This window comes from Promicromonospora sp. NPDC057138 (genome assembly GCF_042670845.1).
GTDB lineage: Bacteria > Actinomycetota > Actinomycetes > Actinomycetales > Cellulomonadaceae > Promicromonospora.
Map to the genome: position 1 here is coordinate 76,202 of NZ_JBHUUX010000002.1, position 21,350 is coordinate 97,551.

Sequence of the window (21,350 nt, forward strand, 5' to 3'; positions counted from 1 at the left end):
CCACATGCGTGTTACGCGTTCCCCACCCGCCGTGATAGAAACCGTCGATCGGGCGTCTACGCAGGTCGCCCCACAATTTCGATGGAAGATTCGATGAATATCGATGGCTGGAGGGCCATGTCTGACCTGGAACCGCAGCGGGGCGGAGGTCGCGTGGCGCTGGTGGACCTGACCGGCGCGAAGGACATGACTGCGGCGCTGCGGACGCTGCAGGACGAGTGGGGCCCGGTGGCCCCCGTGGACCTGGAGCCCGGCGTACCGGGCTGGCTCGTGCTGGGGCACGCCGAGGTCATGGAGGTGATGCGCACCGAGCGCATCTTCGCGCGGGACCCGCGGCACTGGAAGGAGCGCCTGCCGCTCGACTCGACCCTGCACGCCATCCTCTCCCCGGCCGGACGGCGGGCGCTGTACTACGCGGACGGCGCGGACCACCGGCGGCTGCGCCTCCCGGTCGACGAGGCGTTCGCGAGCCTCGACGAGGCACAGACCGCCGCCCTCGTGCGGGGCGTCTGCAGCGGGCTGATCGACTCGTTCGCCGCCCAGGGGCACGCCGAGCTGATCGGCGGGTACGCGGCCGCGGTGTCGTTCCTGGCAGTCTCGGGCATGTTCGGCTTCGACGAGCGGCAGGGGATCGCCCTGCTGCGCTGCGCGAGCGGCGTGTTCGGGCACGGGGGCGACTCCGTCACGGCGCTGGCCACCATGGACCAGATAGTGCTGGACCAGGTCCTGGCCACCCGGGAGAACCCCGGGAACAACCTGACGGCCCGCTTCGTCGAGCACCCGAGCTTCGAGGACGACACGGAGATCGTGCACTCCATGGTGGTGGCGATCTGCGCGGCGAACGAGATGCTCGTGACCTGGATAGCGGCCACGCTGCGCCGGATGCTCACGGACCCCCGGTACACCGGCCGGGTCACGGGCGTGCGCCGCGGCCTGGACGACGCGATGGACGAGACGCTGTGGAGCGAGCCGCCGGTCGCGAACCTGCCCGCCCGGTACGCCGTGACGGACTGCACGCTCGGCAAGGTCAGCATCAGGGCCGGCGACGCGATAGTGATGGGCCTGGCCGCCGCCAACAACGACCCGCGGGTGCGCACCGCCGACGACCTGTTCGAGGCGGGCAACCGCTCGCACCTGTCGTTCGGCGTCGGGCCGCACGCGTGCCCGGCCCGGCGTCCGGGGCGGCTCGTGGTGAAGATCGCCGTCGAGAGCCTCATGGAGCGGCTCGACCTGCGGCTCACCGACCCGGAGGTCACCTGGGCGCCGTCGCCGTGGTCGCGCTACCCGGCGACGCTGCCGGTCGCGTTCACGCCCGAGCGCCAGGCTGCGCGGACCCCCGCCCGGATCTGAGGACGGGACCGGGGAGGCCTACTCCGGCCGGCCGTCCTCGACCGGCGTCTCGCGCATCAGTGCGGCGATGTCGGTCGGGACGGGGGGCACCTCCGCACGGCCCACGCCCTCGGTCGGCGACCACACCAGGTTGACCGCCAGCGCCGGGTCGAGGTCGGGGTGGTCCGAGCGCTGGTGGCTGCCGCGCGACTCGCGGCGCTCCAGCGCGCACTCCAGGGTCGCGCGAGCGGCCAGGGCCGCCGAGCGCAGGTCGAAGGCGTGGGCGAGGTCCTGGTAGCCGCTGATGTCCGTGTGCACGTAGCCGTCGGCCGCGCGCGCCTCGATCTCCGCGAGCCGGTCGAGGCCGGCACGCAGCCCGGCCTCGTGGCGGACGACGCCGGCGTGCTCGGTCACCAGCTCGCGCAGCTCCCGCTGCAGGGCCCTCGGGTCCTGGCTGCCGTCGGCGCCGAGCACTCCGTCGACGTCCGCCTCGGCGTCGCGCACCGCGCCGAGCGAGCGGCGCTGGCCGGCCAGGCGCGCGGAGTGCTCGGCCGCCGCGCGCGCCGCGGACCTGCCGTGGACGAGCAGCTCGAGGAGGGCATTGCCCTCCAGGCGGCCGGCGCCGTGGAGCCCGCTGGCCGCCTCGCCGACGACGAAGAGGCCGTCGACGTCCGTGCCGTTGTCCTCCGGCCGGACCTCGGCCCCGCCCATCGAGTAGTAGGCCGTGGGCGCGACCTCGACCGGGTCGGCGGTGACGTCGAGCTGCTGGAGGTCGAGCATGGTCCGGTAGACCTCGGGCAGGCGGGTCAGGATCATCTCGCGTGGCAGGTGCGAGAGGTCGAGCCAGACGCCGCCCGCGGGCGTGCCGCGCCCCTCGGCGATCTCCGTGTACGACGCGCGCGCCACGACCTCCTGGCCGGCGCGTTCCATCAGCGCGGGGTCGTAGCGGGCCAGGTAGCGCTCGCCGAGGCCGTTGAGCAGGACGCCGCCCGCGCTGCGCGCGGACTCGCCGACCAGCGTGCCCGCGGCGTTCTCGGGGGCGAGGAGGCCGGTCGGGTGGAACTGCACGAGCTCCGGGTCGCGCAGCCGGACCCCGGCCTCGGCGGCCAGCCGGAAGGAGTCGCCGACGCTCTCGTCGCGGCGTGCCGACGCACGCCGCCAGATCCGCGTGTGGCCGCCCGCCGCCAGGATCACCGCATCGGCATGGATGAGGTAGCGCGACCCGTCGACGAGGTCGAACCCGTAGGCGCCGAAGACCGCGCCATGGTCCACCAGCAGCCGGGTCACGTAGCACGTCGACAGCATGGGGACGCCGAGCCGTGCGGCCTGCGCACGGAGCACGCGCTGCAGCTCGCGGCCGGTGTGGTCGCCGGTGAAGGCCGTGCGCCGGCGGGTGTGTGCCGGGAACGCGCGCTGGGCGATCCGCCCGTCGGGCTGCCGGTCGAAACGCATCCCGAACCGCTCGAGGTCGTGGATCGCCCGTCCGGCGTTCCGGGCCACGTGCTGCACCGCGCGCGGGTCGGCCAGCTCACCGCCCGCGCGGAGGGTGTCGGCGGCGTGCTGCTCCCAGGTGTCGTCCGGGTCGGCGGTCGCCAGCGCCCCGCTGATCCCGCCGGTGGCGAGCGCGGTGTGCGCGTCGTCGACCGGCCGCTTGCCCACCGCGAGAACCGCGCTGCCCGCTTCGGCGAGCTCGATGGCGGCGCGCAGACCAGCTCCGCCCGTCCCGACGACGAGGACGGACGTGGCGAGCTGGTGTTCGCGTGACGGCATGGCGACTCCTTGGCGGCGGGCTGGCGGCGGGCTGGCGGCGGGCTGGCAGCGGGCTGGCAGCGGGCTGGCAGCTGATGGACAGCAGACGGGTGCTTGTCCGCTCTCGACCTGATGGCGTTCCGATGTGTGACAGAACCGAATATTCTTCTTTCCGGAGCGCTCCGTCGTGGTGTGCCCCGGACCCCCCAGGAGCACCATGAGCGCCACCGCCCTGCCGAAGCTGGTCGGCCGACGCCACGAGTGCGCGGTGCTGGACGACGTCCTGGCAGGCCTGCGCGCGGGTCAGTCCGCGGTGTGCGTCATCCGGGGCGAAGCGGGCATCGGGAAGTCGGTGCTGCTGGAGTACGTGGCCGTGCAGGCGTCCGGGATGACCGTCACGCGCGCGCAGGGCATCGAGGCCGACATGGAGCTCGCCTGGGCGAGCCTGCACCAGCTCTGCGCGCCGTTCCTGGGGGCGGTCGACGACCTGCCGGAGCCGCAGCGGGACGCGCTCCAGGTGGCGTTCGGCATGGCGGCGGGCGACCCGCCCGACCGCTTCCTGGTCGGGCTGGCCGTGCTGACCCTGCTCACCCGCGCCTCCGAGACCCGGCCGGTCCTGGCCGTCGTCGACGACGTCCACTGGTTCGACCAGGTCTCGCTCCAGACCTTGGAGTTCGTGGCCCGGCGGCTCCTCGCGGAGTCCGTCGCGATGGTGTTCACGGTCCGTGACCCCGAGGGCGAGGGAGCCCTGGCCGGGCTGCCCGAGCTACGGATCGGCGGTCTGGACGAGCAGGCCGGGGGCGAGCTGCTCGAGGCGTCGGTGGAGGGCCGCATGGAGCCGCGGGTCCGCGACCGCCTCGTGGCGGAGACGCGGGGCAACCCGCTGGCCCTGCTCGAGCTCTCCCGCGGGCGCACCGCGGCCGAGCTGGCATACGGCCTCGACGCCGCGGGCCTGGCCTCCGTGTCGAGCCGCGTCGAGCAGGACTACGCGGGGCGCCTGCCGTCGCTGCCCGATCGCACCCGGACGCTGCTGCTCATCGCGGCCGCCGAGCCGGTCGGTGACGTGCGGCTCCTGCTGCGCGCGGCCGAGCTGCTGGGCATCACCCCGGACGCCGCGCCGGCGAAGGCCGCCGGCCTCATCGAGTTCGGGGAGTCGATCCGTTTCCGCCACCCGCTGGCACGCTCCGCGGTCTACCGCAATGCCGACACCGCGCAGCGCCGCCGGGTGCACCAGGCGCTGGCCGAGGCCACCGACCCCGTGCTGGAGCCGGACCGCCGGGCCTGGCACGCCGCGCAGGCGTCCGACGGGCCCGACGAGGCCGTCGCCGCGAGCCTCGACGAGGCCGCCGAGCGGGCACGCCAGCGCGGCGGCGTGGCCGCCGAGGCCGTGCTGCTCGAACGCGCCGCGGCCCTGACCCCCGATCCCGGGCAGCGCGGCCGACGCGCCCTCGCCGCCGCCGAGGCCCACTTCTCGGCGGCCGCGCCCGAGCGCGCGACCGAGCTGGCCGCACTCGCGGACCTGTGCCCCCTCAGCCCGCTCGACCGCGCGCGCCTCGCCCGCCTGCGGGCGCGCATGCTGTTCGGCCGCAGCCGCAGCGACGAGGCCGCGCCGCTCCTGCTCGACGCCGCGGCGCAGTTCACCGCCGAGCGCTCGCCGCTGGCGCGGGAGACCTACCTCGAGGCGATCAGTGCCACGGTCTTCGCGGGCCGCGTGCACGGCCCGCACGGCGCCCGCGCGGCGGCGATCGCGGCGCGCAGCTCGAGCGCCCCGCCGTCGGCGTCCGAGGCCTCCGACCTGCTTCTCGACGGCGTCTCGACGCTGCTCGCGGACGGCTACGAGCTCGGCGTCCCGGCACTGGTCCGGGCGTTCGCGCCGTTCGCCCACGAGGAGCTCGGGAACCGTGACGCGGCGATGCGCTGGCTGCTGTCCGTGCCGGTGGCGCTGGAGTCCTTCATCCACCACCGCTGGGACCTCCCGGCCTGGGACGCCCTGTCCTCCCGCGCGGTCCGGCTGGCCCGCGAGGTCGGCGCGCTGAGCGTGCTGCCCCCGGCGCTCATCTACTACGGCGGCGTGCAGATCCACCACGGCGACTTCGTGGCCGCGCGCCGGATGATCGAGGAGGCCGACGCGATAGCGACGGCGACCGGCCAGGCGCCGCACCGCTACGCCACGCTGGTCCTCGCGGCCTGGCGTGGCGACGAGGCGGCCGCCGCCGGGCTCTTCGAGGAGGCCCGGACCAACGCCACCGAGCACGGCGAGGTCTCGCTGCTCGGCATCACCAGCTACGTGCAGGGCGTGCTCTACAACGGGCTGGCCCGCTACGACGAGGCGCTCGTCGCCGCGCGGGCCGGCATCGAGCACGACGGCTACAACTTCACCGGCCTGTCGCTGGTCGAGCACATCGAGGCGGCCTTCCACTGCGGCGAGCAGGCGCAGGCGCGGGACTCGCTCGACCGTCTCGTCGAGCTGACCCGGGCCGCCGACACCGGCTGGGCGCGGGGCGTCCAGGCCCGCAGCCGGGCCCTGCTGACCGGCTCCGCCGACGAGGCCGACCAGCTCTACCGGACGGCGATCGACGAGCTCGCCGCCGATCGCGTGGTCGTCGAGGTCGCCCGCACCCACCTCGTCTACGGCGAGTGGCTTCGCCGCGTCCGACGTCGGGCCGACGCCCGCGACCAGCTCCGCACCGCCCACCAGATGTTCGACCGCATGGGCTCGCTCGCGTTCACCGAGCGTGCCCGGCGAGAGCTGCTCGCGACCGGCGAGCACGTGCGCACCCGCGACGCCGACACCGCCGCGCAGCTGACGGCGCAGGAGGCGCAGATCGCGGCGCTCGCGGCGGGCGGCATGACCAACGCGAGGATCGGCGCCGAGCTGTTCCTCAGCCCGCACACCGTGGAGTGGCACCTGCGGAAGGTCTACACCAAGCTCGACATCAGGTCGCGCCGCGGGCTCGCCGCCGCGCTCGTGCCCGCCCGAGCCGACGGCGCGGGTACGGCGGCGCCGACCGTGGCCTGACGGACCGTAGGACTCACCGGCCCCGGGCTCCCACGCGCCCGCACCACGGTACGCGTGGGGCTCGTAGGGGTGGTCCGTGGTCGCGACCCCACGGGGTGCCTACGGACTGACCACGGACTTCCCGTGGCGCGGCCGGGCACCGCGCGGACGGACGGTTGATCCATCGCAGCCGATGGTTCACGTCCGTGAAGGAGCCCGCCGATGTCAACGTCAGTCCTGGAGTCAGCCAGCCCGACCGAGCTCGACGCGGCGCTCGACGTCTTCCTCGCACAGCGCACCCGGCTCATCCAGATCGCCCACCGCGTGACCGGCGACTTCTCGGGCGCCGAAGACGTGGTCCAGGATGCCTGGCTGCGCTGGCAGCACGCCGACCGCGGCGTCATCAGGAACCCCGCGGCGTTCCTGACCACGACCACCACCCGCCTCGCGATCAACGTCGTCCAGTCCGCCCGGCACCGGCACGAGGCCACCACCGCGGCGCCCCTCGCCAACGTGGCCGACACCGCCGAGGACCAGGTGCTCAGGGCCGAGCGGACCGCCGCGCTGGAGAAGTCGCTGCGGGTCCTGATGGCCCGGCTGAGCCCGGGCAAGCTCGCGGCGTACCTGCTGCGCAAGGGCTTCGACTACCCGTACGGCGAGCTCGCCCGCCTGATGAACACCAGCAGCGCCAACGTCCGGCAGGTGGTGCTGCGGGCGCAGCAGCGGATCGAGGGGGACCGGGAGCGGCCGGTCGACCGCGAGGACCACCGCCGTGTCGTGGCGGCCTTCCAGGCGGCAGCGCGCACGGGAGACCTCGCGGCGCTGGAGGCGCTGCTGCCGTGCGCCGCCTGGCCGTCGACACGAGGGCGCGAGCAGAGGCCCGGGGCGGGCGCCCGCCGTCCGCGGCCGGCGCGGGCGGCCTGACCCCCGCCCGCTGCCCTGCGGCGCCCCGCGCCGCCACCGGCGGGGAACCCTTGCCCAGTATGCTCAGCCCGGGAGCCATGCAGCGAGCCAGCGGAGCAGCGCCGGGAGGAGTGTTCCTCGGCCGACGGCGGGAGTGCGCAGCCCTCGACGACCTCGTCACGGCCGTCGAGGGCGGTCGGAGCGCGTCCCTGGTCCTGCGCGGCGAGGCCGGCATCGGGAAGAGCGCGCTGCTCTCGTACGTGGGGGACGAGGCGAGCGGCTGCCGGGTCGCGCGAGTGGTCGGCGTCGAGGCCGAGGCCGAGCTCGCGTTCGGCGGCCTGCACCAGCTCTGCGCGCCGTTCCGCGACCACATCGACCGCCTGCCCGAGCCGCAGCGTGTCGCGCTCGAGACCGCGTTCGGGCTCAGCGCGGGCACCCCGCCCGACCGGTTCCTGGTCGGGCTGGCGGTGCTGAACCTGCTCGCCGACGTCGCCGAGCGGCAGCCGCTCGTGTGCCTGGTCGACGACGCGCAGTGGCTCGACCAGATCTCCGCGCAGACGCTGGCGTTCGTCGCCCGGCGGCTCCTGGCCGAGCGGGTGCTGCTCCTGTTCGCGATGCGGCCCGCGAACGGGCACCCGCTCCTTGGCCTGCCGCACCTCGAGGTCGAGGGGCTGGCCGACCACGACGCGCGCGCACTGCTGGCCTCCGTGACGCCCGGCAGGTTCGACGACCGGGTCCGCGACCGGATCCTGGCCGAGGCCCGCGGCAACCCGCTCGCCCTCCTCGAGCTGCCCCGCAGCCGGACGACGGCCGAGCTGGCCCGCGACCCGGGACCCGACGGCCAGCCGCTCTCCGGCCCGGTCGAGCGCGGCTTCGTGCGACGGTTCCGGTCGCTCGCCCCGAACACCCAGCGGCTGCTGCACCTCGCCGCCGCCGAGCCCGTCGGCGACCTCGTGCTGCTCCGGCGCGCGGCGCAGGCGCTCGGCATCGACCTCCCCGCCGCGGCCGCCGAGGCGGAGGCCGCGGACCTGGTCGCGGTCCGTAGCATGGTGCGCTTCCGGCACCCGCTCGTGCGGTCGGCGGCCTACCGGTCGGCGTCGCAGGAGGAGCGCCAGGAAGCGCACCGCGCGCTCGCGGAGGCGACGGACTCCGGGCTCGACCCGGACCGGCGGGCGTGGCACCTCGCGAACGCCGTGTCCGGCGCCGACGAGCGCGTCGCGTCGGGTCTCGAGCAGGCCGCGGCGCGAGCGCGCGCACGGGGCGGGGTGGCGGGATCTGCCGCGTTCCTCGCCCGGGCGGCCCAGCTCACCCCGGACCCGGCGGTCCGGGGGGCGCGGTCGGTGGCCGCCGCCCGGGCGAAGAGCCAGGCGGGCGCGTACGCCGAGGCGCTCGAGCTGCTCGACGGCGCCCAGCTCACGCCGCTCGGCGAGCGCGACCGGGCCCAGGCGGACCTGGTCCGCGGACAGGTCCTGTTCGCCTCCCGCAGCGCGAGCGCCGGGCTTCCGCTGCTGCTCTCGTCGGCGCACCGGCTCGAGACCCTCGACCCGCGGCTGGCGACGGAGACCTACCGCGACGCGATGTACGCGGCGTTCACGGCCGGCCGGCTGCCGGGCGGCGAGGGCCTCGAGGAGGTGGCCGCCGCCGTGCTGCGGATGGCCTCGCCCGAGCGCCCCTCGCGCAGCGACCTGCTCCTCGAGGGCGTCGCGCGCGTCTACGTCGACGGCTACGCCGCCGGGATACCGCTGCTGTCCAGGGCGCTCGTGGCGTACCGCACCGAGGGCGTCACCACCGCGGACCTGGGGTGGCTCCCGCTCGCCGCCCGGATGGCCCACAACGTCTGGGACTTCGAGAGCTGGACCGTGCTGTCCGCGGCGCTGGTCCGGCTCGTCCGCGAGCTCGGCGCGCTGTCCGCGCTGCCGCCGGCGCTGCTGCTGCAGCTCTCGAACCGGATGTACGCCGGCGACCTGGCGGCCGCGCGCTCGCTCGTCGAGGAGGCCGCGACGGTCGGGGAGGTCACGGGCAGCAGCTTCTTCGCGCGGTACGGCGCGCTGGTCGTGGTGCCGTGGGGCGGCGGCGAGACCGCGACCCGGGCGGCGGTCCAGGCGATAGTCGACGACCCGGCCTTGAGCACCGAGGGCAAGGCGCTCACCGCCACCGAGTGGGCGGCCGCCGTCCTCTACAACGGCCTGGGCCGCTGGGAGGACGCGCTCGTCGCCGCGCGGCGCGGGGCCGCCTACCCGCAGGAGCTGGGGCTGTCGATCTGGTCGACCGTCGAGCTCGTCGAGGCGGCCGCCAGGCTCGGCCGCACCGAGGAGGCGGCCACGGGCGCCCGCGCGATCGTCGAGATGGCGGCGGCCGCGGGGACCGGGTGGGCGCTCGGCACGGCCGCCCTCGTGACCGCGCTGGTCAGCGCCGACGCCGACGCCGAGCCGCACTACCGCGAGGCGCTCGCGCGGCTGCGGGCGACCGGCGTCGACATGGAGCTCGCCCGCACGCACCTCCTGTACGGCGAGTGGCTGGCGCGGGTCGGCCGCGACGCCGATGCGGGGCACAGCCTGCGCCTGGCGCACGACATGCTCACCCGCATCGGCGCGACCGGGTTCGTCGAGCGCACCCGGCGCGGTCTGCGCGACGTGGGTGTCCCGATCGACGTGGCCGTGCCCGAGGCGACGCCCCGGGCGGCCGTGGCGCTGACGCCGCAGGAGTCGCAGATCGCCCGGCTCGCCGCCGACGGCCTGACCAACCCGCAGATCGGCGCCCAGCTCTACCTCAGCGCCCACACGGTCGAGTGGCACCTGCGCAAGGTGTTCGCCAAGCTCGGCGTCCGCTCGCGCAAGGACATCGGCGGCGTCCTGGCCGGTCGTGACCAGGAGCTGGACGCACCCGCGTCGTAGCGGCTAGGACGCGTCCGGTACCTGCTCACGACCGGCCGCGAGCCGGGTCACGTCGCGCACCGCCTGGACGAACGCGTCCGGCGCCTCCTGCGGGAGGTTGTGCCCGGCGTCCGGCACCCGGCGGTGCAGGCGGGGACCCGTGAAGCGGCCTAGGTCGGGGACGCCGTCGGTCACGGGGAAGTTGCCGTCGGCGAGCCCGGCCAGGGTCACCGTCGGGACGCCGATCGGCGGCAGCTGCGCGAGGGCGTACTCGAAGGCGTCGTACTCCGGCGCGCCGGGCGCCTGGCCCAGCCGGTGCCGGTAGGAGTGCAGCACGACGTCGACGTAGTCGGGGTTGTCGAACGCCGCCGCCGCCCGGTCGAGCGTCTCCTGGTCGAAGTCCCAGGCCGGCGAGTTGCGGCGCCAGATCACCTCGGCGATCTCGCGCCGGTTCGCCGTCAGGCCCGCCTGTCCGCGCTCGGTGAGGAAGTAGTAGAAGTACCAGAAGCCGGCCTCGAGGTCGGGACTGATGGGCTGGCCCGACGCGGCGACGTCCTGGATGAGGTAGCCGTTGACGCTGACCAGCCCGGTAACGCGCTCGGGCCGCAGGGCCGCGACCACGCACGCGGCGCGGCCGCCCCAGTCGTACCCGGCGAGCACGGCCTCGGGGAGGTCGAGGGCGTCGAGCAGGCCGAGGACGTCCGCGCCGAGCGCCGCCTGCTGGCCGGAGCGCGGCGTCCAGTCGTCGCGGAACCGCGTCGGGCCGTGGCCGCGGAGGTGGGGCACGACGACCCGGTAGCCGAGGTCCGCCAGCCGGGGCGCGACGTCGACGTAGCTGTGGACGTCGTAGGGGTAGCCGTGCAGGAGCACCACTGCGGGGCCGGTGGGTGGCCCGTACTCGACGTACGCGATGTCGAGGACGTCGGTGAGGGCGTGCTGGATCGGGGTCATCGAGGTTCCTCTCGTCTCGCACGCCGCGGTGCGGCGCGCTCATGACGACTGACCGAGCACAGCCCAGGTTTCGTGACACGACAAAGGCGGGGAGAGCGCGCTTTTTCCGCCACTATCAATCTATGCAGCGTGTCTATGAACTGTGGTGTTCACGGGCACCGCCCTTCTCGGGCGCCCTCCGGTTCAGACCGCGGGTGCGGTCTGAACGGGGGTTCCTGCGTCGTCCGGGCTGGTTCCACCCACACGAATGTGTGGGCCAGTGCCGTCCCGTCGGCAGGCATTGATCACGGGGGCCGGCTGCTTGACGGTCCCCGACCCAGGCTTCACCACTCCCCACACCGTTCTGAACGGCACGGGTGTTTGGTCCTCGGCCCAGGCGGCGAGGTTGACGGCGGCATTCAGGTCCCGGTCCAGGACGAGCCCACAGGTGTCGCACGCGTAAGTGCGGTCCTTGAGCGTCAGGTCCTTGCGTAGGGCGCCGCAGCCCGAGCAGGTCTTGGACGACGCGAACCACCGGTCTGCCACCACGACCTGCCCGCCACGCCAGTGTTGTTTGTAGGTGATCTGGCGGGCCAGCTCACCCCACGCGGCATCACCGACGGCGCGGGCGAGCCTGCGGTTGGACATGATGCCGGTGATGTTCAGGTCCTCCAGCACCAACCGGTCGTGTGTCTTGACCAGCTGATTGGAGACCTGGTGCAGGAAATGCTGCCGGGTGTCCCGCACCCGGAGATGATGCTTGGCCAGGCGCGCGGTGGCCTTGCGCCGGTTCGCGGACCTGCGCGTCTTGCGCGAGACGGCACGTGCCAGACGCCGCTGCTGACGCAGGCCCGTAGCCAGGATCTTGGGCGCTTGGACGCGCAGAGTCTCGGTCCCGTCCCTGGAGCCGGCCACGACCAGGGCGCGCAGCCCGCGGTCGACCCCCACCCAGCCGGTCACGTCGTCAGTCGGACGTTCTGGGTGCCGGATGGCGGAGTGCAGCTCGGCGGCCTCGACAGTGATCGAGATCCACCACCGGCGGGCGCCCCGGGTGATCGTGGCCTGCAGGATCCGGGCGCGACCGGTGGCGATCATGCGGCGCAGGCGGCGGGTGTCCTCCCGCACCCGGATGCTGCCGATCCTGGGCAGGGTCACCGATCGTGGACGGTCCTGCCCGACCCGGATCGAGGCGTGCCCACGAGTGGTCTTGTTCCGCATCCGGAACGATCCGCCCGCGTGGGTCTTCTTCTTGAATCTCGGGTGCCCGACCGGTAGGCCCTTGCGCTTTCCGGACCGGGAGTCGACCCACGCGGCCAGGCCACGCCCGAGGTCGACGGCGGCTTCCTCGGACACCTGCGCCGACACCTCACCCCGCCAGACCAGCCCGGTCACCTCCACCTCGGCGACACCATCAGCAGCGACGAGGAAGCGTCGCCCGGCGGCCTCAGATACCTTCCACCGGTTGTACGCGTTGATCAGGCTGAACCGCGACCACGGCACCGCGTCCCCGGCCTGCTCCGTGTCGTCGACACCAGCGCCACGACGATCGAGGGCTCGGTGACGTTCGCGGGCGTCCAGGTGCAGGCGCAGGGACTGGTTGTACGCGAAGCGGGCCGCCCCCGCATGGCGGGCGAGCGTGACCGTCTGCTCGACCGTGGGGTCGAGGCAGAACCGGAAGGTGGTGTGCCGAGCCATGACCCGAACGCTAGACCGAGACACTGACACCCATCCCATTGGCACACAGCCAGTGTCACAGACGCGTTCTGTGCGCCGAGCTGACCGGAGCGAGCCCTGCATGTCCGCGAGGCGAAGCCCTCCGTGTTGACGTTAGCCGCGACCCCGACCAACTGCGCGTTCGATCCGCCCGGCTGCCTCCTCGGCCAGCTCCGGTCCATTCCGGCCTGGTGAGCCGACGCCGTTGTCGCCGGCCGAATGGCCGAGGCCGAGCCGGTCATCCGGGCGGCGCTCCCGGACGCCAACGTGCCGACGTCGGTCCGCCGCGGCGGCATCCCCGTGACGCACGGCGCCGTCGCGGGGCTGGAGCCCGTCCTGGCAGGCTGGCTGGCCGAGCACGCGACGGGGACGGCGTGCGTCATCAGCGCCGACGGCGCGTTCGCGGTGCCGCCCCGGGTGCGGTCGCTGACCCCGGAGCTGGCGAAGGGGCTGGAGTTCGACCTGGTCGTCCTGGTGGAGCCCGGCTCCTTCAGCGCCGTCGACCGCTATGTCGCCATGACCCGGGCCACCCAGCAGCTCGTGATCCTCGCCGGGTAGTGCCCGGGGCGCCAGTCGTCCGCCTCCGGCGCCACCGCTCCGGCGCCGCCGCTCCGGAGGTAGCCTTGACGTGCTGCGTCGCCCCGCGCCGCAGGATTTCCATGCACCCGGGCTCTGAGGACCACATGTTCCGCATCGGACTGACCGGAGGGATCGCGGCCGGCAAGTCGGTCGCGACAGCACGCCTGGCCGAGCTCGGCGCCGTCGTCATCGACCACGACCTGCTGGCCAGGGAGGCGGTGGCGCCCGGATCGATCGGCCTGGCCGAGATCGTCGAGGCGTTCGGCGACACCGTCCTCGCGCCCGACGGCAGCCTCGACCGGCCCGGGCTCGGCGCCCTCGTCTTCGCGGACGCCGCCGCCCGCAGCCGCCTGAACGGCATAGTGCACCCCGAGGTGCGCCGGCTGTCGGCCGAACGGGAGGCCATGGCGGCGGCCGCGGACCCGGCCGCCGTCGTCGTGCACGACATACCGCTGCTCGTCGAGACCGGGCAGGCCGGCCACTTCCATCTCGTGGTCGTCGTGCACACGCCCGCGGAGCAGCGGGTGCGCCGGCTCGTGGAGGGCCGCGGGCTCAGCGAGGACGCCGCCCGCTCCCGCCTCGCCTCCCAGGCCGGCGACGACGAGCGGCTCGCCGCCGCGGATTTCACCCTGGACGGTTCCGGGAGCGAGGACGATCTCCGGACCCAGGTCGATACCCTGTGGCAGCGCGTAGCCACAGAGGTCGCGCAAGAAGCGGAGGCAGACTCCGCGTGATCCGGCCTGCGTGACCCGCACGGCCCGGGTGAGGAGCGTGCGCGATGAAGGTCTTGGTCACAGGGTTCGAGCCGTTCGGCGGTGACGCCGTCAACTCGTCGGCGGACGCCGTAGCGGCGCTCGCGGCGGGCTGGGCGGGGCCGGACGAGCTGGTCACCGCCGTCCTGCCGGTCGTGTTCGACCAGGTCCGGTTCCCCGACGGCCCGCTGCTGCGGCTGCTCGACGAGCACGCGCCCGACGTCGTCGTCGCCGTCGGCCTGGCCGACGGCGTCACCCAGGTGCAGATCGAGCGGGTGGCGATCAACCTCATGGACGCGCGGATCCCCGACAACGGCGGCGCCCGGCCCGTCGACGCCCCCGTGGCGGACGGCGGCCCCGCCGCCCGGTTCGCCACGCTCCCCGTCAAGGCCGCTGCCGCCGCCGTGCGCGAGGCGGGCATCCCGGCCGGCGTCAGCTACAGCGCCGGGACGTACGTCTGCAACGCCAGCTTCTACGCCATCCAGCACGCGTTGGCGGAGCGGCCGGGCGTGCTGTCGGGCTTCGTCCACGTGCCGCGCAGCACGGAGGAGGTCGGGGGAGAGGCCGCGGCCTCCGCCCTGTCGGACGGCGGCGAGCCGCACCTCCCGCTCGAAGCTCTGGCCCGCGCCCTGGAGATCGTGGTGCGCACGGCGCTCGCCGCGGCCCGCGGCGAGGTGATCGAGCCGGCCGAGACCGCGGGGGCGCTGCACTGATGGGGCGGGCCGGTCGGTGCTCTTCCAGAAGGGCGCGCCCGCCGGCGCCGAGCCGCCGCTCCGGCTGGCCGGAGATCGGGTGGGGTGACGGGGTGCACGCGGGAGTGTCAGTGGTCGGTCGTACCGTAGTCACATGCGACCCGTGACCGATCTGCAGCGCACGGTGGCCCCGTTCGAGGTCATCTCCGAATACCAGCCCGCAGGCGACCAGCCGACGGCGATCACCGACCTGTCCGACCGCATCCAGGCGGGCGAGAAGGACGTGGTTCTGCTCGGCGCCACCGGTACGGGCAAGTCGGCGACGACGGCCTGGCTGGTCGAGAAGCTCCAGCGGCCCACCTTGGTGATGGCGCCCAACAAGACGCTCGCCGCGCAGCTCGCCACGGAGTTCCGGGAGCTGCTGCCGAACAACGCCGTCGAGTACTTCGTGTCGTACTACGACTACTACCAGCCCGAGGCGTACATCGCGCAGACGGACACGTACATCGAGAAGGACTCGTCGATCAACGACGAGGTGGAGCGCCTGCGGCACTCGGCGACCTCGTCGCTGCTCACGCGGCGTGACGTCATCGTGGTCGCGTCGGTCTCGTGCATCTACGGCCTGGGCACGCCGCAGGAGTACGTGGACCGTATGGTCCGGCTCGACGTGGGCGACGTCGTGGACCGCGACCAGCTCCTGCGGCAGTTCGTGACCATGCAGTACACGCGCAACGACATGTCGTTCACGCGCGGCACGTTCCGGGTGCGCGGCGACACCGTGGAGATCATCCCGGTGTACGAGGAGCTCGCGATCCGGATCGAGATGTTCGGCGACGAGATCGAGTCCATCCAGACGCTGCACCCGCTCACGGGCGACGTGGTGCGCAACGAGAAGTCGATCTACGTGTTCCCGGCCACGCACTACGTGGCGGGCCCGGAGCGCATGGAGCGCGCCATCGGCGGCATCGAGAAGGAGCTCGAGGGCCGGCTGGCCGAGCTCGAGAAGCAGGGCAAGCTGCTGGAGGCGCAGCGGCTGCGCATGCGCACCACGTACGACATCGAGATGATGCGCTCGATCGGCACCTGCGCCGGCATCGAGAACTACTCGATGCACATCGACGGCCGCGACCCGGGCACCGCGCCCAACACCCTGCTCGACTACTTCCCCGAGGACTTCCTCCTCGTCATCGACGAGTCCCACCAGACCGTGCCCCAGATCGGCGCCATGTACGAGGGCGACGCCTCCCGCAAGCGCGCGCTGGTCGACCACGGCTTCCGCCTGCCGAGCGCCCTGGACAACCGCCCGCTGAAGTGGGAGGAGTTCACCGAGCGCATCGGGCAGACGGTCTACCTGTCGGCCACCCCGGGCGACTACGAGCGCTCGCTGTCGGACGGCGTGGTGGAGCAGGTCATCCGCCCCACCGGCCTGGTCGACCCCGAGATCGTCGTGAAGCCGACGACCGGGCAGATCGACGACCTGCTGGGCGAGATCCGCGACCGGGTGGACCGCAACGAGCGCGTGCTGGTGACCACGCTGACCAAGAAGATGGCCGAGGACCTCACGGACTACTTCCTGGAGCGCAACGTGCGGGTGCGCTACCTGCACTCCGACGTCGACACGCTGCGCCGTGTCGAGCTGCTGCGCGAGCTGCGGCTCGGCGAGTACGACGTGCTGGTGGGCATCAACCTGCTCCGCGAGGGCCTCGACCTGCCCGAGGTGTCGCTGGTCGCGATCCTCGACGCCGACAAGGAGGGCTTCCTGCGGTCGGGGCGGTCGCTCATCCAGACCATCGGCCGTGCAGCCCGTAACGTGTCCGGCCAGGTGCACATGTACGCGGACAAGATCACACCGGCCATGCGCGAGGCGATCGACGAGACGACCCGGCGCCGCGAGAAGCAGGTCGCCTACAACACCGAGCGCGGGCTCGACCCTCAGCCGCTGCGCAAGAAGATCGCCGACGTCACCGACATGCTCGCCCGCGAGGACCTGGACACCCAGGAGCTGCTGGCCGGCGGGTACCGGAACAACCGCAAGGCGAAGGGCGACGGGCGGGGCGCCCGGGTGCCGGGTACGCCGAAGGAGGCCGCGACGTCGGGCAACCGGCTGGCCGGTGCCGCGGCAAGCGAGCTGGCCGAGCTCATCCAGGAGCTGACCGACCAGATGCACGCGGCCGCCGCGGAGCTGCAGTTCGAGGTGGCGGCCCGGCTGCGCGACGAGATCTCGGGGCTGAAGAAGGAGCTGCGGCAGATGCAGGCCGCGACCGCGTAGCCGCGCGGGGCGCCCGGCCGGCGCCGTCGGTCCGTGCGGTAGGTCACGTTCGGAACAAACGTGGCGTCCCGTATGCTTCCTCCGTTGGAGGGGAGTACCTCGTAACGGCTTGGTCGTCATCACAGCTGCCGATGACGTCAGCTCGGCCTGGCCGGCCCGTGGTGCATCGTCGCGTGGTTTCGACCAGGCTGGTGCACAGGCGGGCGAGGAAGACCTCCGGTGTCCCGCTGTGCTCACCGGAGGCTCGAGGCTGTCGCGCGTTCCTCCCAGTTCCGGAAGGAAACAATGATCAGCGAACTTCCTGTCGCTTTCGAGGTGATCTCGCTCGGGGCGATGCTCGTCCTTCTGATCGTCGACCTCCTGATCGTCGGTCGACGACCGCACGTCCCGTCCATGAGGGAGAGCGCCGTCTGGGTGGGCTTCTACGTGGGCCTCGCCGTGATCTTCGGCGGGATCGTCTGGGGCGCCGGCGGCGCCGAACCGGCCGCGCAGTTCTATGCCGGATGGCTCATGGAGTACTCCCTGAGCGTCGACAACCTGTTCGTGTTCGTCATCATCATGGCCCGGTTCGCGGTACCGCGTGAGCAGCAGCAGCGGGTGCTGATGGTCGGCATCATCATGGCCCTGATCTTCCGGGCGGTGTTCATCCTCGCGGGCGCTGCCCTGATCGAGCAGTTCACCTGGCTGTTCTACATCTTCGGCGCGTTCCTCATCTACACGGCGATCCAGCAGGCGATCCCCGAGAAGGCGGACGAGCAGGACGACTACAAGGAGAACGTCCTCATCCGCCAGATGCGGAAGGTCCTCCCGCTGCACCACCAGTACAACGACGGGAAGCTGACCACCACGATCGACGGGCGCCGGCTCTTCACGCCGCTGATCATCGTCTTCCTGGCGATCGGCTCCACGGACGTGCTGTTCGCCGTCGACTCCATCCCCGCGATCTTCGGGATCACGAGGGACCCGTTCATCGTGTTCGCCACCAACCTGTTCGCGCTGATGGGCCTGCGTCAGCTCTACTTCCTGCTGGGCAACCTGCTCGACCGGCTGGTGTACCTGCCCTACGCGCTCTCGGCCGTCCTCGGCTTCATCGGCATCAAGCTGATCCTCGAGGCGCTGCACACCAACTCGCTGTCCTGGATCAACGGCGGCGAGGGCTTCGACTGGGCGCCCGAGGTCCCGATCTGGCTGTCGCTCACGGTGATCGTCGTGTCGCTCGCGGTCGGCACGGTCGCGAGCCTCATCAAGTCCGCGCACGACGCGCGGAAGGAGGCGCTGGAGCCGGCCGAGGAGCCCGCGCCGTCCGACGCTGCCCAGTAGGTACGCGGCCAGCTAGGCACCAGCACAGCGGGCACCAGCGGAAATCAGCGGTCCGGCGGCCGCGTCCACGACGGTGGGCGCGGCCGCCGTCGTGGTCAGACCGTCGTGTAGTCGAGCCGGATCGAGAAGACGTTCCGGCCGCCGGACCGGAGCGTCCCGATGAACGCCTTGTCGTGCGCGTCGGGCTCGGCGGGCGCCGTCGGCCCGACGTCGACGGTGCAGGTCTGGCCCGCCGCGGCCAGATGGTCGGCCTGCAGCCGGTAGACGCCGGCCTGCCAGCGGGCGTCCGGACCGGCCGCCGCCTCCAGGACGTGGTCGAAGAGCGAGAACGACGCGAAGCCCGCCACGGACACGGGCAGCGCGGGGTAGCCGGCGAAGTGCCCCCGGCACATGGCGGCCTCCACGGCCAGCTTGGCCGTGGCGCTCCGGGCGTCGGCGGCGACGTCGGCCAGCGGGGCCGGCGTGCTGTACGGGTTGGCCGGCCCGGCCGCGTCGGGAGCCCTGGCCGGGCCCATGAGGCGCCGGAACACGGCGACCGACAGGACGAGGTACTCGAGGTCGAGCCGCGCGACGAGGTTCCCGTCGTCGTCGTGCAGCTCGGTCTCGGCGGCCGCCCGGTTGCGCCCGGTCATCCGGGCGGTCGCGGTCCCGTGCAGCGTGGTCAGGGTCCCCACGGGCGGGTACATCCGGCCGACGCCGCGGTGGGCGAGGTAGTAGTGCCGAGCGGTCTTCGGGTTGGTCGACGCGGCGGCGCACAGGCCGAGGATGGCGAGGTGCCGACCCGCCTCCGCCACGCCGATCAGTGTGGCCTGACGCCCGGTGGGCGTCTGGACCGGGACCGTGGCGCGGGCCAGCCCGGGGGCGGGGCTGACCAGATCACCGAGCGCGTAGTACGGCGGCGTCACGCAGATGCGCGGGCCGATCTCCTCGTATGTCGCCGTCGTACTCTCGACAGAGGTCATGCGGTGCCTCCCCGAACGTAGCCAGCAGTGCCCGAACAGGCATCATGGGCACCAAGAAGCACGCCACGCCATGCCTCGAACGTGACTATTGCGTAAAAGTATTGGTATGACCGGGTATAGGGTGAATTTTGGCGGTTCTCTACCCCGCCAGGCCGCCGATCACCACGTCCCACTGGCGCACGCCGCGCTCGGCGATGACTCCCCGGGTGGCGAACGGGTCGGCGTCGAGGATGCGCAGCGCGTCCTCCTCGGACGGCGCCTCGACGATCACGAGCGCCCCGATCCCGCCGTCGACCGGGCCCGACGCGCGGACGACGCCCTCCGCGTTGAGAGCGCGCAGGAAGTCGCGGTGGCTCGGCCGGACCTCGTCGCGGGTCGCGACGTCGTCGGTGTACGTGTAGCTGACGGCGTAGATGCTCATGGGCGTCAGCCTGCCATCCGGCCGGCAGGGCCGGTTAATTCTTGATGAAGTTGCTCGTCACCGGCGGGTCGTGCCGCCACACTCGGATCATGGACGCACGCGAGAACCACTTCGACCTCGTCGTGATCGGCTCCGGCCCGGGGGGCCAGAAGGCCGCGATCGGCGCCGCGAAGCTCGGCAAGAGGGCGGCGGTGATCGAGCGGCGCGACATGATCGGCGGGGTCTGCCTGAACACGGGCACCATCCCGTCCAAGACGCTGCGCGAGGCGGTCCTGTACCTGACCGGGCTGCAGATGCGGGACGTCTACGGCTCCAGCTACCGCCTCAAGGAGCACATCACCGTCCAGGACCTGCTGGCCCGCCTGCAGCACGTCATCGGGCGCGAGATCGAGGTGGTGCGCAACCAGCTCGCCCGCAACCATGTCGAGACCGTGGTGGGCAGCGCCCGCTTCGCCGGGCCGCACGACGTCGAGGTGACGGACGCCGAGGGCGACGTCGTCCGGCGGCTGACCGCCGACAAGATAGTCATCGCGGTCGGCACCCGGCCCGCGCGGCCCGGGAACGTCGCGTTCGACGGCGTCCGCGTCGTCGACTCGGACGGCATCCTCGACATGAGCGAGGTGCCCCGGACCATGGTCGTGGTCGGCGCCGGCGTGATCGGCATCGAGTACGCGTCGGTCTTCGCCGCGCTCGGCACACGGGTCACGGTCGTGGAGGCGCGCGACAAGATCCTCGACTTCTGCGACTCGGAGGTGGTCGAGGCCCTCAAGTTCCAGCTGCGCGACCTGTCGGTCACGTTCCGGCTGGGGGAGACCGTCGAGTCCGTGGCCGCCAACGGGGACGGCACGGTGACCGCGCTGGCCTCCGGCAAGCGGATCCCGGCCGACTGCGTGCTCTACTCCGCGGGCCGGCAGGGCTCCACGGACGGGCTCGAGCTCGCCGCCGCCGGTCTGGCGGCGGACAAGCGCGGGCGGCTCCTGGTCGACAAGCAGTTCCGTACCGACGTCGAGCACATCTACGCCGTCGGCGACGTCATCGGGTTCCCGGCGCTCGCGGCGACCTCGCAGGAGCAGGGCCGCCTCGCGGCGTACCACGCGTTCGGCGAGCCGGTGTCGTCCGTGCTGGAGCTGCAGCCCATCGGGATCTACACGATCCCTGAGATCTCCTACTGCGGGGACACCGAGGACCAGCTCACCACGGCGGGCGTGCCGTACGAGGTCGGGATCGCGCGCTACCGCGAGCTGGCGCGCGGGCAGATCGTCGGCGACTCCTACGGGATGCTCAAGCTGCTGGTCTCCACCGAGGACCGCAAGGTGCTGGGCGTGCACGTCTTCGGGACGGGCGCCACGGAGATCATCCACATCGGGCAGGCGATCATGACCACGGGCGGCACCGTGGACCACCTGGTCGACACGGTGTTCAACTACCCGACGCTCTCGGAGGCGTACAAGGTCGCGGCCCTGGACGCGACCAACAAGATGCGGGACGTGGAGCGGTTCGGGCTCTGACGGCGACGGCGCCCGCCCACCGCGAGGTGGACGGGCGCCGTCGTGCGTCCGACGTCAGGGGTGAGCGACGCTCACTTGTCCCCGGCCACCGCGGGCACCTCGGCGTCGGCGAGCGTCACGAGCGCCTGCGCGTGAACCGCGTGCTGCCAGTTGCCCAGGTCCTCGATCGTCTTGATCTTGAGCTCGGCGAGCATCTCGTCGTGCTTCGGCGTCAGGCCGAGCAGAGCCGACGGCGGAGCCGCCAGGATCGCGGCGATGCTCTGGTCCTTGTAGGCCTTGTCGACGAGCTTGTTGAGGTTCAGGCTCACGTGCCTGCCTTTCCTTCGTGCGGTCGTGGAACGTCCGGACTTTC

General features: G+C 72.9%; 15 protein-coding genes and 1 pseudogene. 10 read left to right on the forward strand and 6 right to left on the reverse strand.

Annotated features, from left to right (window positions below; genetic code table 11):
* Positions 1-117 precede the first annotated feature (117 nt).
* Positions 118-1,350, forward strand: a complete 1,233-nt coding sequence (locus tag ACFT2C_RS01990) for a cytochrome P450 (protein ID WP_377205323.1) — start codon at positions 118-120, stop codon at positions 1,348-1,350.
* A gap of 18 nt (positions 1,351-1,368) precedes the next feature.
* Here the strand turns inward: ACFT2C_RS01990 and ACFT2C_RS01995 are convergent, their stop codons facing one another.
* On the reverse strand, positions 1,369-3,099 hold the full coding sequence (locus tag ACFT2C_RS01995; RefSeq protein WP_377205324.1) for an L-aspartate oxidase: 1,731 nt from the start codon (positions 3,097-3,099) through the stop codon (positions 1,369-1,371).
* Positions 3,100-3,295: 196 nt separating this feature from the next.
* Here ACFT2C_RS01995 and ACFT2C_RS02000 point away from each other — a divergent pair, with 196 nt between their 5' ends.
* The 3 genes from ACFT2C_RS02000 to ACFT2C_RS02010 all read left to right on the forward strand — a co-directional run bounded on the left by ACFT2C_RS02000 (position 3,296) and on the right by ACFT2C_RS02010 (position 9,873).
* Complete coding sequence (locus tag ACFT2C_RS02000; RefSeq protein ID WP_377205325.1) at positions 3,296-6,097, forward strand: helix-turn-helix transcriptional regulator; 2,802 nt, start codon at positions 3,296-3,298, stop codon at positions 6,095-6,097.
* Positions 6,098-6,298: 201 nt separating this feature from the next.
* The gene (locus ACFT2C_RS02005; RefSeq protein WP_377205326.1) at positions 6,299-7,000 is read left to right on the forward strand and encodes a sigma factor; all 702 of its coding nucleotides are present in this window, start codon (positions 6,299-6,301) and stop codon (positions 6,998-7,000) included.
* A gap of 77 nt (positions 7,001-7,077) precedes the next feature.
* Positions 7,078-9,873, forward strand: a complete 2,796-nt coding sequence (locus ACFT2C_RS02010; protein WP_377205327.1) for an ATP-binding protein — start codon at positions 7,078-7,080, stop codon at positions 9,871-9,873.
* Between the two features lie 3 nt (positions 9,874-9,876).
* Here the strand turns inward: ACFT2C_RS02010 and ACFT2C_RS02015 are convergent, their stop codons facing one another.
* A complete protein-coding gene (locus ACFT2C_RS02015) occupies positions 9,877-10,803 on the reverse strand; it encodes an alpha/beta fold hydrolase (RefSeq protein WP_377205328.1) in 927 nt (308 codons plus the stop codon).
* Positions 10,804-10,986: 183 nt separating this feature from the next.
* Positions 10,987-12,477: an RNA-guided endonuclease TnpB family protein gene (locus tag ACFT2C_RS02020; protein WP_377205329.1), complete on the reverse strand. Its 1,491-nt coding sequence runs from the start codon at positions 12,475-12,477 to the stop codon at positions 10,987-10,989.
* A gap of 237 nt (positions 12,478-12,714) precedes the next feature.
* Here ACFT2C_RS02020 and ACFT2C_RS02025 point away from each other — a divergent pair.
* The 5 genes and pseudogenes from ACFT2C_RS02025 to ACFT2C_RS02045 form a co-directional block, all read left to right on the forward strand.
* Positions 12,715-13,053: pseudogene (locus ACFT2C_RS02025) on the forward strand (AAA family ATPase); the annotation flags it as partial.
* A gap of 125 nt (positions 13,054-13,178) precedes the next feature.
* Complete coding sequence (gene coaE / locus ACFT2C_RS02030) at positions 13,179-13,808, forward strand: dephospho-CoA kinase (RefSeq protein WP_377205518.1); 630 nt, start codon at positions 13,179-13,181, stop codon at positions 13,806-13,808.
* A 44-nt stretch (positions 13,809-13,852) separates the two neighbouring features.
* Entirely contained in the window at positions 13,853-14,539 is a 687-nt protein-coding gene (locus ACFT2C_RS02035; RefSeq protein ID WP_377205330.1) for a pyroglutamyl-peptidase I, read from the forward strand.
* A 133-nt stretch (positions 14,540-14,672) separates the two neighbouring features.
* Complete coding sequence (gene uvrB, locus ACFT2C_RS02040) at positions 14,673-16,787, forward strand: excinuclease ABC subunit UvrB (RefSeq protein WP_377205331.1); 2,115 nt, start codon at positions 14,673-14,675, stop codon at positions 16,785-16,787.
* Positions 16,788-17,072: 285 nt separating this feature from the next.
* Complete coding sequence (locus ACFT2C_RS02045; RefSeq protein WP_377205332.1) at positions 17,073-18,107, forward strand: TerC family protein; 1,035 nt, start codon at positions 17,073-17,075, stop codon at positions 18,105-18,107.
* Positions 18,108-18,202: 95 nt separating this feature from the next.
* On the opposite strand, the gene ACFT2C_RS02050 is transcribed toward ACFT2C_RS02045, so the two are convergent.
* Both ACFT2C_RS02050 and ACFT2C_RS02055 read right to left on the reverse strand, forming a co-directional pair.
* Positions 18,203-19,069: a hypothetical protein gene (locus ACFT2C_RS02050; protein WP_377205333.1), complete on the reverse strand. Its 867-nt coding sequence runs from the start codon at positions 19,067-19,069 to the stop codon at positions 18,203-18,205.
* A 139-nt stretch (positions 19,070-19,208) separates the two neighbouring features.
* Positions 19,209-19,490 (reverse strand): YciI family protein, encoded by a 282-nt coding sequence (locus tag ACFT2C_RS02055; RefSeq protein ID WP_377205334.1) that lies wholly within the window; start codon positions 19,488-19,490, stop codon positions 19,209-19,211.
* A gap of 89 nt (positions 19,491-19,579) precedes the next feature.
* Here ACFT2C_RS02055 and sthA point away from each other — a divergent pair, with 89 nt between their 5' ends.
* Positions 19,580-20,998 (forward strand): Si-specific NAD(P)(+) transhydrogenase, encoded by a 1,419-nt coding sequence (gene sthA / locus ACFT2C_RS02060; protein WP_377205335.1) that lies wholly within the window; start codon positions 19,580-19,582, stop codon positions 20,996-20,998.
* Between the two features lie 71 nt (positions 20,999-21,069).
* On the opposite strand, the gene ACFT2C_RS02065 is transcribed toward sthA, so the two are convergent.
* Positions 21,070-21,306, reverse strand: a complete 237-nt coding sequence (locus ACFT2C_RS02065; RefSeq protein WP_108494417.1) for a hypothetical protein — start codon at positions 21,304-21,306, stop codon at positions 21,070-21,072.
* Between the last annotated feature and the right edge of the window lie 44 nt (positions 21,307-21,350).

Excerpts from the sequence above, each read along its gene's own strand:
- ACFT2C_RS01990 (WP_377205323.1), top strand. The coding sequence starts at position 118 with ATGTCTGACCTGGAACCGCAGCGGGGCGGAGGTCGCGTGGCGCTGGTG.
- ACFT2C_RS01995 (WP_377205324.1), bottom strand. The coding sequence starts at position 3,099 with ATGCCGTCACGCGAACACCAGCTCGCCACGTCCGTCCTCGTCGTCGGG.
- ACFT2C_RS02000 (WP_377205325.1), top strand. The coding sequence starts at position 3,296 with ATGAGCGCCACCGCCCTGCCGAAGCTGGTCGGCCGACGCCACGAGTGC.
- ACFT2C_RS02005 (WP_377205326.1), top strand. The coding sequence starts at position 6,299 with ATGTCAACGTCAGTCCTGGAGTCAGCCAGCCCGACCGAGCTCGACGCG.
- ACFT2C_RS02010 (WP_377205327.1), top strand. The coding sequence starts at position 7,078 with ATGCAGCGAGCCAGCGGAGCAGCGCCGGGAGGAGTGTTCCTCGGCCGA.
- ACFT2C_RS02015 (WP_377205328.1), bottom strand. The coding sequence starts at position 10,803 with ATGACCCCGATCCAGCACGCCCTCACCGACGTCCTCGACATCGCGTAC.
- ACFT2C_RS02020 (WP_377205329.1), bottom strand. The coding sequence starts at position 12,477 with ATGGCTCGGCACACCACCTTCCGGTTCTGCCTCGACCCCACGGTCGAG.
- coaE (WP_377205518.1), top strand. The coding sequence starts at position 13,179 with ATGTTCCGCATCGGACTGACCGGAGGGATCGCGGCCGGCAAGTCGGTC.
- ACFT2C_RS02035 (WP_377205330.1), top strand. The coding sequence starts at position 13,853 with ATGAAGGTCTTGGTCACAGGGTTCGAGCCGTTCGGCGGTGACGCCGTC.
- uvrB (WP_377205331.1), top strand. The coding sequence starts at position 14,673 with ATGCGACCCGTGACCGATCTGCAGCGCACGGTGGCCCCGTTCGAGGTC.
- ACFT2C_RS02045 (WP_377205332.1), top strand. The coding sequence starts at position 17,073 with ATGATCAGCGAACTTCCTGTCGCTTTCGAGGTGATCTCGCTCGGGGCG.
- ACFT2C_RS02050 (WP_377205333.1), bottom strand. The coding sequence starts at position 19,069 with ATGACCTCTGTCGAGAGTACGACGGCGACATACGAGGAGATCGGCCCG.
- ACFT2C_RS02055 (WP_377205334.1), bottom strand. The coding sequence starts at position 19,490 with ATGAGCATCTACGCCGTCAGCTACACGTACACCGACGACGTCGCGACC.
- sthA (WP_377205335.1), top strand. The coding sequence starts at position 19,580 with ATGGACGCACGCGAGAACCACTTCGACCTCGTCGTGATCGGCTCCGGC.